At 54.7% G+C, this 11,333-nt stretch carries 11 protein-coding genes; 5 read left to right on the top strand and 6 right to left on the bottom strand.

Annotated features, from left to right (window positions below):
* Positions 1-653: 653 nt before the first annotated feature.
* The 4 genes from ABEB26_RS26340 (at position 654) to ABEB26_RS26325 (ending at position 6,476) form a co-directional block, all read left to right on the top strand.
* Positions 654-1,565, top strand: a complete 912-nt coding sequence (locus ABEB26_RS26340; RefSeq protein ID WP_345725077.1) for a hypothetical protein — start codon at positions 654-656, stop codon at positions 1,563-1,565.
* Positions 1,566-1,850: 285 nt separating this feature from the next.
* Positions 1,851-2,942 carry a tyrosine-type recombinase/integrase gene (locus ABEB26_RS26335; RefSeq protein WP_345725076.1) on the top strand — a complete coding sequence of 364 codons (1,092 nt, stop codon included), beginning with the start codon at positions 1,851-1,853 and terminating at the stop codon, positions 2,940-2,942.
* Positions 2,943-3,392: 450 nt separating this feature from the next.
* Positions 3,393-3,566 (top strand): hypothetical protein, encoded by a 174-nt coding sequence (locus ABEB26_RS26330; protein WP_345725075.1) that lies wholly within the window; start codon positions 3,393-3,395, stop codon positions 3,564-3,566.
* A gap of 30 nt (positions 3,567-3,596) precedes the next feature.
* Complete coding sequence (locus tag ABEB26_RS26325; RefSeq protein WP_345725074.1) at positions 3,597-6,476, top strand: tetratricopeptide repeat protein; 2,880 nt, start codon at positions 3,597-3,599, stop codon at positions 6,474-6,476.
* A 181-nt stretch (positions 6,477-6,657) separates the two neighbouring features.
* Here ABEB26_RS26325 and ABEB26_RS26320 read toward each other — a convergent pair whose 3' ends face one another.
* From ABEB26_RS26320 to ABEB26_RS26295, 6 genes are all read right to left on the bottom strand, one after another.
* Entirely contained in the window at positions 6,658-7,026 is a 369-nt protein-coding gene (locus tag ABEB26_RS26320) for a thioredoxin domain-containing protein (RefSeq protein WP_345725073.1), read from the bottom strand.
* Positions 7,027-7,050: 24 nt separating this feature from the next.
* Positions 7,051-7,398 (bottom strand): XisI protein, encoded by a 348-nt coding sequence (locus ABEB26_RS26315; RefSeq protein WP_345725072.1) that lies wholly within the window; start codon positions 7,396-7,398, stop codon positions 7,051-7,053.
* On the bottom strand, positions 7,371-7,802 hold the full coding sequence (locus ABEB26_RS26310) for an element excision factor XisH family protein (RefSeq protein ID WP_345725071.1): 432 nt from the start codon (positions 7,800-7,802) through the stop codon (positions 7,371-7,373). Before ABEB26_RS26310 ends, ABEB26_RS26315 begins: the two co-directional genes overlap by 28 nt.
* A gap of 349 nt (positions 7,803-8,151) precedes the next feature.
* Positions 8,152-9,189: an IS110 family RNA-guided transposase gene (locus tag ABEB26_RS26305; RefSeq protein ID WP_345725070.1), complete on the bottom strand. Its 1,038-nt coding sequence runs from the start codon at positions 9,187-9,189 to the stop codon at positions 8,152-8,154.
* Between the two features lie 234 nt (positions 9,190-9,423).
* Positions 9,424-9,570 (bottom strand): hypothetical protein, encoded by a 147-nt coding sequence (locus ABEB26_RS26300; protein WP_345725069.1) that lies wholly within the window; start codon positions 9,568-9,570, stop codon positions 9,424-9,426.
* 90 nt (positions 9,571-9,660) lie between these two features.
* Positions 9,661-10,236: a recombinase family protein gene (locus tag ABEB26_RS26295; RefSeq protein ID WP_345725068.1), complete on the bottom strand. Its 576-nt coding sequence runs from the start codon at positions 10,234-10,236 to the stop codon at positions 9,661-9,663.
* Between the two features lie 186 nt (positions 10,237-10,422).
* Here ABEB26_RS26295 and ABEB26_RS26290 point away from each other — a divergent pair, with 186 nt between their 5' ends.
* Positions 10,423-11,124, top strand: a complete 702-nt coding sequence (locus tag ABEB26_RS26290) for a plasmid pRiA4b ORF-3 family protein (RefSeq protein WP_345725067.1) — start codon at positions 10,423-10,425, stop codon at positions 11,122-11,124.
* Positions 11,125-11,333 lie beyond the last annotated feature (209 nt).

The raw sequence follows: 11,333 nt of genomic DNA, 5'->3' as shown, positions 1-11,333 counted from the left end.
TGCGCTCGTGATGGAAGTTAGCGAGGAGTGGGAAACCGGACGAACCTATCTGACCATGGACGAGAACGCCTAACCGACAATTCGCCAAGGAACCCGTGGGAATTTACAGAAAAATAGTTGCATTATCTTATCGAATTACTCAATAGCCCTGATTTTATGTGTAGTGGAGTTCTTTATCCAGAATATGATTTCTCTGGAAAGAGGATACAAGACACATCAAATCCTCAAGCTAGATACGACCTTATTACCTATTCCGTTATTGGTACTGATAGTGGGGGGGCTATTGTCATTGCTTGGGTCGGAGCTAATGCGTCAGGAGAACAACTCGTTCGATCACTTCATCAACTTAATAATGATGATATTCCTAATGCACTAACACGTTTCACCTTTGAGTTCTTTGAGAACATATACATAGCACCGAAATGGTGGCATATGCTATCACACGATATTCAAGATGGGCTAATCAAGAGATCAGAAAATGATATTAGTCCTCTTTCTAAACGTACTGCAATATGCCTAATCGATGATGGAATACACTATGTAGAATGGATCATATCTTCTAGGAAGACCAATATTATAAGATCATAACTGATCATTAATTATTTATTTTAAACTTGTGATTTGCTAATTATGATTACTGAAGAAGGGATTATATGATATTAGATATCCCATCCAAACAAGAATTTGAGGATGCAGGAACTAATTTTTTGAATTTAGCTTGGGATGCTGTGATACAACGTATCATCGATCTTGAGGACTCTGATTTTGAACAATGGGATACTGATGGTACGGTAAGTGATGAATATTGGAATGCATCACAAAAATCTCTGACTATGGCAGTATCATTGGTACAGCAAGGTGTAGAATTTCTTTTAAAAAGCCGAATTGTTAATGTTAGTCCTTTTCTTATTATAGCCGGAGATTCACGGGATTGGCCACGAGGTTGTGATAAATCAGATCTATCTTTTGCGGATTTCCGAACTATTGATGCTCAAGATCTAATACGCGTCCATAATACAGTCAGTTCTGTAAGATTAGAAGATAATTTTAAGGACTTTTTTAATGATCTACGAAGCTTAAGAAACCGTATTATGCATACGGTCGATAAAAAAGCACGTGCTCGACCAGAACAAGTTATAGTCTATATTCTTGAAGTAAGTAATGAACTATTAAGTCCACTTAAGTGGATTCCTACTCGAATCAATTATCTCCTAAATAATCCAATTGTTGTAATTCATACAAGTGATCATGTTGATGCTCAATTGACATATGAGATACTTTTAGTTATTGATATGCTCAAACCAGCAGATAGAAAGAAATATTTTGGACTTACAAAACAAAGAAGATATATGTGTCCAATATGTCTTCGTAATTGCACAGAGATGGACATATACCCAGATCTAGCTCAGCTTCAACCAAATACACCTTCTTCAACAACATTATATTGCATCGTATGCCAGAAAACTATTGATGTAAAGCGTATCGATTGCCAATCTGATAACTGTAAAGGAAATGTTATCTCCCATAACGATATGTGTCTTACTTGTGGTGCTGGACAAGCTTAGTCCCCCGATTGGGGAATTACTTAAATCCAGGTGGGTTGATTCCAAGGGCCAACTTGCCGAGTAAGTTAGCCCTTGACACCCCACCACGGCCTCCACTATACTCCTCCTCAAACGAGCGCCGCCATGCGCATGCATGCGTGCCCTCGTGTTCCGCTCTGCCATGAACCCGATCGATCCCCACCCCATGGAACGCCATCGTGATGGGTGTCGCGCATAATTATGTCACGTGAGGTCTGTATGGATGAACCAACCCTGCTCCCCCCTTCCAATAATGAGAACCCAGTCGTGGCCGATCACCGCGCGGCCTTAACTATTCGGGGCATTCAAGCCGATACGGCGGCCCAGTCCGTCATGATCACCGAGTACCGCAGTCGGCTTGCCCCCAAAACGCGCCGTCGGCATGAGGTCGATTTGCAGGGGTTCTCCGATTTCTTGGCCAGCGTGAACGTGGTGATTCCCGTCGATGATCAGGAAGTCTCGGTGTTGGCTCACGATCCAGCGGCGTGGGACGGCATCACGGCGGGCTTGATCAGCGCCTTTCGCACCTGGATGCTGACCGAAGGCTATGCGATTGGCACGATCAATATTCGCCTCGCCACCGTGCGCACCTATGCGCGGTTGGCCCACCTTGCGGGCGTGATTCCCGCTGACACGTATAGTCGGATTCGGGCGCTGAGTGGCTATCGCCGCAGTGAAGGTGACAACCTCGACCAGCAGCGCGTGGCGACCGACCAAGCGACGCGGATTGCCGCCAAAAAGGCCACGGCCAATATTCTCACGACCAGCCAGATTATCGACCTGAAGCACGCCCCATGGCGCAATCCCACGACCCGGTCTGAGGCCGTTGCCGCCCGTGATGCCCTGCTCGTCTGCCTGTTGGTGGACTTGGGCTTGCGCTGTGGCGAAGTCGCGTTGCTGCGCTGGGAGTCGCTGCGCACCGATCTGTTGACGGTTGCCCGTCCCAAAGTCAAGATCGTCCAGCGCCATCGCTTGCTGGGGGATGTGGGGACGGTGCTCGCCCGCTATCAGGCCAGTGTTCCTGTCCCTACCGAGCCGAACCAGCCGCTGATCGCCAGTTTTGACCAGAACGGTCTGTTTACCCGCTTTGGGTTGGCGGAACGGGCGATCAGCAAGCGGATTCAGCAGCTGGGGATGCTGATTGGGATTGCCAATCTCTCGCCGCATGACTTACGCCACTCGTGGGCGACCCGCCTGGCCCAGTTGCAGGTGCCGATTCAGGCGCTGCGGGATGCGGGCGGCTGGTCAAATTTTGCCACGCCAGGGCGCTATGTTGCCCAGCAAGCCATCGCCAATGATCGCATTCCCTTGGCCAATGATTTGGTGTCAGAGAGCGCCACTGCCGAGGATCATGCATAATGGCCATCGCATACACCACGTCATACATGATGGGCCGCGTGATGCGTAACAACCCATCGGGGCAGAAAGCGTCTTGGAATCATCGAACCCGTGGTTGCCGCGCTCATGCTCCCGATCCTTCTCGTTGTTTGTCAAGGGATTCTTTCGTAACAACGCCCATATGGATCTGAGTGACGACCTTTCTAGGTTGCCGAGATCATTAAAGGCTCAGGGCTTCCTGATTGGTATCCATCTGTTGAAAAAAGGTATGATTGCGATCATTCGTCATCGCGATACGTAGAGAGGTTTCCCATGCTCTATCCACCACACATTATTGTTACGGTATCACTCTATCCATCAGGACTGAGGGTCGCCCCTCTCTGGCTTGGTGGGATAGATATCCAATTTCGATACCAACATTCGCCGCACGATTGGTTCTGTTACTTTTTTGGAACGGAGGATGGCATGCTTATGCCCGGCGAAACCATTACTGGCGGGATTCGGATGTTATCACCAGATGAGCATACTGGTCAATTCTGGGTTGGGATGCCCTTTCAACTCGCCTTTGGACAGCCTGCGGTTGCTGATGGTACCATCCTCGATGTCGTTGAATCCCATATGCGTGCGCCAACACCATGCTCTTGACAGTGGCCACCTTGGTAGTGAGATTTTTCCATGATATTGATTCCAGTCCTTCTTGGTGACACCATCCACCAGCTTGCGAGTGATTCACGCTGTCCACCGCAGACCTCTAAACAAGCCGCGCTCCTTGTGACGCGCATACAGAACCACGCCCTCCCGTGGGCCGATTACCCACGCCTCATCCACCTCATCCATACCGCGCGTTCGGTTATGCCCCATGCGTGGCTTCTCGGTGTCTATCTTCGGCATACCTATCAGGCGGCCTCATACCTCGTACTTGCGACCCGGATTGCTGCGAGTCACGACCATGATGATGGGGCGTGGTCTCCAATGATCCGCGACCACCAGGCTGTGGGCGGGGTTATGCTCATCCCCGAATCGGCCACGATCCCCATCAGCTTGCGATCCTGGCTGATGCGCCATGCGACCATCTATCTCTACGCTCACCGCATCCCGACCGATCCGCCAACGGCGTGGCTCTGGACGCTGATTGCCCAGATGATCGTACAGCATTTGCCGGATCACTTGCCAACCCTGCCTCCCGCTGATGCACCGTACCCAACCGTGTGGAAAACATGGGTTACCCTGCTGAACCGCCTTGCAAGCACCACCAAGCCCATCACCATCGTCTTGGAGGGGATGGATCACTGGGAACGGCCATGGAAACAGTTGCCCGTGGTACTTCCGGCGGGAGTCGTGATCATCATGCCGATCCCGATTGCTCCGAACGCAATGCCAGAATGGCCTGTTAATATGGTCATCATGGCGATCCCATCCAACCCCATCCCCACCGCAATTATGGATGGAATCGATCACCTTGAAGCCCATGCACGCACCGATCCAACCCGATGGGAGACCATCCTCTGCCCTCTGCTCGCCTGCCTGCACGTAGCCTACGCCCCGCTCACGGTGGCCGCCATCGCCACCATTTTCGCCGTGCCCGTCGAAACCGTGGAAGCCGCCGTGGCTTGGATTCCGTCTGTTCTTGCCTTCACGATGGATGGCGTGCTTTGCCTCATCCCAGGATTGGCGGAGATTCCCGCATGGAATCGGTTGTTCCCCGCGTCCGCCCTCCGCGATGGCCATCGCCGCCTTGCCGCATGGTGTGGTCAAGCCGAGGCGGTGATGGGCCAAGACATCGTTGATGATGCCGCGTTTGAACAGCGGCGCTATGCCTCCCATGCCTTTCTGATGCATTTAACGGGTGCGCAGCAGGAAACGCAGATCGGACTTCTTCTTGATGCAGGAGTCTATGGGCTGGCAAAAATCCAGGGAGAAGCGACGCGGGATGGGGTAATTGCCGATCTCATGTATGGCGTTATGCTCCAGAGACCATCACCGTCCACCCCCCTCGATGTGGTGATCGTGCGGGCTTGGCAGTATCGGTTGCTGGCATTGCGGCTTCAGACGGCGGTTGAAGAAACCAATCATGACCGCTGGCGTGGTATGGTCGAGCTTGGTTTCGGGACAGAAGCCATGCACCAGATCGCTCAGCTCCCGCAGCGGTCAGAGCGCATCGCCGCGTGGAGTGCGGTACTCGCCGTCGGGAATACGGCGCAACGCCAAGCGATCTATGCCCAGATCGTGGCAACCATTCCACACGGCCCGATTGATACGACCGTCCTCACGTCGATCCTCACCAGTGCGATCGAGCATGGTGATTGGGTCATCCTCGAGCCGTTGGTATCGGTCTATCCCAACGCGTGGCAACGGAGTATGATGATGCTCACGATTGCCCAGGCGGCAGCGCGTGCCGATCAGCACCGTATTGCCCAACAGTGGCTGCTGCGCGTCCAAACGGCCATTCCGCTGGATCTCCTCCCCGTCCAACAGCTGTCGATGGTAGGACTGGTCGCCGAAACGGCTGCCGTGATTGGTGATCGTGAGACAGCGCGACAGATCGCTGATCGGATGGACGATCCCCACGTCCGCAGCCAGATCCAGCGGCGTATCATCGATGCGGCCATCAGCGCAGGTGCCATCGCTGAAGCGCAAACCATTGTGCAGACGATCCCCAATCCCGCAAGTCGTGCAGCAGGACTCCAAACCCTTGCCGTGGATGCAGCGCGGCGCGGCGCGTGGGATACGGCGCACCAGTTCGTAGCAGCGATCGTTGATCATTCAATTGGCGATGCCACGCGCGATGCGCTGGTACAAGCCGCTATTGACCAAGGATGGTTGGATGAGGCGGCGTTGCTTGCTCGATCGATCGATGAAGCCCCCAGCAAAGTCCACGCCTTGACAGCCCTCGGTATCGCGTATGCTCAGCGTGGTGATTGGATCCAGGCCGATGCCGTCCTTCGGATGCTCGATTCGATCGATGGCGACCAGGAATCGGCACTGCTGGCGATGGTTGTTGCTGCGGCAACAACCGGCAATGGAGCCAAAGTTCACGCGTTGTTGCCGTTGATTTCCCATGTACCTGGCCTCTATCAGGCAATCGTGGCCGCGCATGAACAGGGACATCACGCGCTTCGTGATCACGTGATGCAGTATATGCTGCGGTATGCACAGACCTTAATCGATGATCAGGAGCAAGCCAGCTTCCTCCACAACACGCTGTTTCTGTTCGTCCATGCGCGAGCCTATCGCTTCATGCCACCATTCCTCGCAGCGATCCGTGATCCACAAGCACGGGCATGGATGGGAACCGATCTGGCCATGCGGGCCATGGGTGTTCCAGCGCCGCCGCTCCGACAAGGACGCGGTTCCATCGATGGCATGGATGACACGATGGCGTTGGTGCATCCCATCCTCGCCGCATGGATCGACGCACCAACGCCATCGGCACTGTGGGCACGTCTATCCATGGTGCACCCACTCTTGGCAGCCTATCCCGATCTTGGGGCCGCTCTCTTGGCAACCATTCCATGGGTTGATGCGATGGTCGCCCGCATGACTCGCTACGGATAACGATCGGATGCGAAGAAACCTGCTCAATCAGACACCCCAGGTGCTTGGTATCCCGTTTCTTCGCATCGGTAGCTACGAGGTCGGTATGGTTAGCCCATGGTACTGATACAAAGGACAAATCAGTACCCTACCTCCCCAAAATAGCGATCCTTCCTTTTTCATATTTCTGGACAGGCACGGCTTAAATCCAGCCCAACCCCCGCACAATCGCAAGCACAATCCCCACCCCAATCAGCAGTTTCCAGCCGTAGCCGATCAGTTGTGCATGCCACGGCACGGCATAGCCAACCTGGGCGAGGCGTGCGACCAGCTGTTTCGTTGTCGGTTCAGTCAAGGTGCTTTCATCGGGAAACACGAGCGTTGGCACGCTCGCGTTGCCATCGTTGATCTGTTGCACAACCGCTGCCGCAGCGGGGTCATGATGAATATTGATATAGGTATAGGGGATGCACGCGCGATTGAGCAGCCCGCGCACGGGTGGGACGGCAGGGCAGCGGTCGTGGCCATAGAGGCGAATGGGTTCGCCAGTGGCAGGATCAGGTGATCGCATGGGTGTCTCCATCAGGGTTCTGCCTTAAGCCGCGTGTTCCACGCCAAAGCCACTATACGGTCGTTTGTAGGGAGCCAGAAAGGCAAGGACAATCGCGCTTTTTGGGATACCCTGTTCTACCAACTGCTCGGCAATACCTGGCTCGGTACTATCGGTCTGAATCCAGACTTGGCCATCTTTGAGATCGCAGTGAATCAGACAATGGGCAATCCGGCGTGGCCCCTGCCAGCCGACCGCCATCAGCATGTAATGATCATGCACCGGATCAAGAATGAGTTGCCGCTCCAGCGTGGAGTCGGCATCCTTGGTGCGGGTATGATAGTCGGTTAATACCGCTTGGAGAATCATCCGATAGGTGGGTGTGGAGTCCATGTTAGCGCCTCCGGTTGACCAGGGTCATAAATCAAGAGCCGCACCGCGTAGCGGTCACGGGCGATTTGGGCAAAGGGGAGTTGAAAAAAGGTCAGATAGGCATCGAGCGGCACGGCCAAATACAACTGGCGGGTCGGATCAGTCTGTTCCAAGGCCAACTGATAATTCAAGAATTGCCCTAAGGCCGCGTGAAAATCAGTAACCAAGGATGGCCCGAGAAAGCTTTTAATTTCGACCGCAATCTGGACTCCATCGCGCTTGGCGGCCATGAGGTGTTCGGCACCCAAATCAATCGCAAAATCAACCCCACCAACGGTCAGGACGTAAGGGTCATGGGTAATCGTCCAGCCATGGGTTTCCAGGGCGGAGCGCACCAACGAATGAAAGAGATCGCGAGCAGCCATTGCGGTGTATCCTGTCCTACACAAACCATCCTCTGGGTACTCTACCATAGATTCGCCCTTGAGGTATCCGTTTGGGGACGGAGGCTGCGTGCATTCGCTGCATGCGATAACGACTGCGCTTGTATATGTTTTTTGCTCGCTGAGCGGTATCCATTCCGTTCATCGGTTCTGATACAAAATACGATATCAGGAGACCACAAAAAAGATGCGGTAATCGTTGTCAAGGATGAAATTTTCTCCAAGGGAAGAGCATGATCGGCATGCCATGGTCGGCTATCGCCGACGGCACGCACCCCAACAGCGCAGACGCGCTGCCGTGCTGCGTGCGCTTCCATCGGTGCAATTCCCATTAGTCCGTAATAGCGACCATGACCCTGTGCTCACGGAGCTTCTGCTGGTAGCCAGGATCAAACGGTTGTCCCGTCTTCACAATAGCCCATGCAAGGTGAATCAGTTTGCGTGCTGCCGCACAGCGAGCCACCTTGACCGCTTTTCCTCGTTCCCGCAGGCGCGTATACAATGCCTGAATTGGCGGGTTATACCGACTCGCACTGAGTGTTGCCATATACAGGACAGTTCGTAGGCGGGCATTACCGCCCCGACCAACACGGGGTCTGCCACGAATACTCGTTCCAGACTCGCGGGCAAGCGGATTTAATCCAGCATAGGCTACCGCTGCTTCCGGGGTTGCGCACAAGGTGAAATTAAGCGTGCTCACCAGCAGCCACGCGGTCGTGTGCAGACCGATCCCCGGGATTGATAACAAGAGCGTGGCCGATGCTGCCCAGTCACCGAGCTGCATGGTCGTGGTGATTTCGCGTTCGAGCATCGCCAGTTGTGTATCCAAGGCCGCCAAGACGGTATTAAAGTGGGCGGTTACCTCCGCAACAACCACGGGCCACTGACTGAGGGCATGCTGTTGGTTACGGGCTTGGGTTCGCATGGCCAGTAAGGCATCGCGAGCAAGTAAGCGTTGGCGCAGTTCATGATAGACCGTTGGCGGTGGAGTCCAACAGGATGGCTGGCGCTCAGTCGCAAAGCGGAGAAGAACGTCGGCATCAAGCGCATCGGTTTTCGCGCGACGCGGGAGCGATTTGGCAAAATTGTGGATGTGCTTTGGATTCATCACGGCCACCGCGTAGCCTGCTTGATGCAGGGTAACCGCCAGCCGAATCCAGTATGACCCCGTGGCTTCCATTGCGATGAGGATCTGCGTGGGCAGGATTGTCGCTGGGAGGTAGGCTTGGAAGGCGGCAAATCCAGCCTCAGTCTGGTCAAAGGTGCGCGGTGAGCTGGCTGCATGACCTGGCTCCGCATACGCGGCCACAAAGGTCTTCGCGGCAATATCGATCCCAACAAAACAGTGATAGACGGGCGATCGATTCATAAGGATACTCCGGTTGAAACCCACACGTCATCATGGAACACACTGAATATCCAGGGCAGGGCATAGTCGTTACTCGTGAATGCGCGGTTGTATCCGCTTGATGCGGTTCAGACTCACCACTGCCCGACGTGATGGGGACGTGTCTTTTTTCCGCGGTCGTGCCGCTTCGGGGGCACCAGTCTCACCATCACGTTGGAATCAGTAGATCTATTATACGAGTCGAGGGCAGCAGTCTCATGTGCTGGCGGCTCCGGTTCCCGTGCCGGCGGCCATAGAAATTAATATGTGCCATGCAACCGGAGCAATCTCGGCCAAGACAGCGGCACTCACCATATCCCCAGCCGCCTCTTTCTGGGCTATCAGGCGATCAAGCAGTGTCAAATTATAGAAGATGATGCAATTCGCAATAAGCCGACTGCATTCACTCCATAATTCTTGATGGAGACCACAAAAAAGTCGAGGTCATGCGCCTCAGGCGTTGGTGGTTCCCGCTGCGGACGCGTCGGCTAGATATTTGTAGAGCGTCGGCTTTGAAATCCCGAGCATCCGGCAGATCTGCGCGATCGTGTGCTGCTTTTCAGTATAGAGCTTCACCGCCAAGGCCTGCTGATCGACGGACAGGGCTTTCGGTCGCCCACCCTTCCGCCCTCGCGCTCGCGCTGCCTGGAGTCCCGCGTGGGTGCGTTCGCGAATGAGCGTGCGTTCAAATTCCGCCAGTGCCCCAAAGATATGGAAAATCAGTTTCCCCGCACTGGAGGTCGTATCGATCGATTCGTGGATGCTTTTCAGGCCGATGCCCTTGGTATCCAGCAGCGTGACGACGTCGATCAGATCTTTGAGCGAGCGGCTCAGCCGATCCAAGCGCCATACCACCACGATGTCCCCCGCTCGCGCATAGGCCAGCAAGCGCTGGAAACCACTCCGGTCAGCGGTTGCGCCGCTGCCGTGATCGGCAAAGATCTGCTCACATCCGGCCTGCTGCAAGGCATCGTGTTGCAGATGCAGGTGTTGGTCGTCGGTGGAAACACGGGCATAGCCAAGCTGCATGGGTGCGCTCCTTCTAGTCAAGAATCTCATTGTTGCCTGTGGTATCTTAACAAAGATACCTTGACTGCGTATCATGCCCATCTGACTGCCCATGACACCGCTGTTTCGCGCCACCCCCACCCATGGGCAACCAAACGACCGTTTTCTTGCCCCTGTCCTCGCCGTGGAAACCCAGCCGGAGTTGCCATGACCCTTGCTGCATCGACACCGCTGATCTATCACCTCAAAATCGTGCTGCGGGATATCACGCCGCAGGTGTGGCGACGGGTCCAGGTTGCCGCAACCACCACCATTGCTGATCTCCATGCCATTCTCCAAATTGCGATGGGCTGGGAGGATGCCCACCTCCATCAATTGCTCATCTATGGGAAAGCCTATGGAGTCTATCACGATGGCGGTTTTTCCTTTGCTGATGATCCCGACCAGGTGCGGCTTGCCGATTTTCGGTTGCGGGTTGGTGAGCGCTTCCGCTACGACTACGCTATGGGCGACTTCTGGCAGCACGATATCTGGATTGAACAGATTCGTCCCGCCGTCCCGCACCGCGTCTATCCCCACTGTCACGCGGGATCGGGGGCATGTCCACCCGAAGATTGTGGTGGCCCCCCGGGCTACCGAGCGCTGCTTCGTGAACGAACGTCGTGGGATAGGCTTGATCCACTCCATGCCGCCATGCAGCTGATCATTGAACGGGTCCAGACATTCGCGGCGGGCGGGCCACGCCCAACGGTTGATGATGACGACTTTATGGATGCGCTTGATCAACTCGACGACTGGGAGGCATGGATGCCCATCGCCTTCGATCGGCGGGCGGTGAATCAGGCCTTTCACGCGCTGGGGAGGAACCCGCATGCAGATAACGATCACCATCCAGATCCAGACCGATGATGGCACCCAGCAGCAGCACGTGCTGACCACCCTTGCGCGGGAATCAACGAGCATCGATACGCTTGGCTTAACCCTCGCCGAGAGGGGACTGTCAAGTAGATTGTGTATTTCGCCCCATTACCCCGGAAAGCGTCCGTCAAAGCGAATGGCCAATTGGTTGCGAATCCGTGCCCAGTTTGGCAGCGTGACCCATTTTGCAGTGATATCGC

It is taken from the genome of Herpetosiphon gulosus, from assembly GCF_039545135.1.
Lineage (GTDB): Bacteria > Chloroflexota > Chloroflexia > Chloroflexales > Herpetosiphonaceae > Herpetosiphon > Herpetosiphon gulosus.
This window is presented reverse-complemented; position numbering and strand designations above follow the sequence as displayed.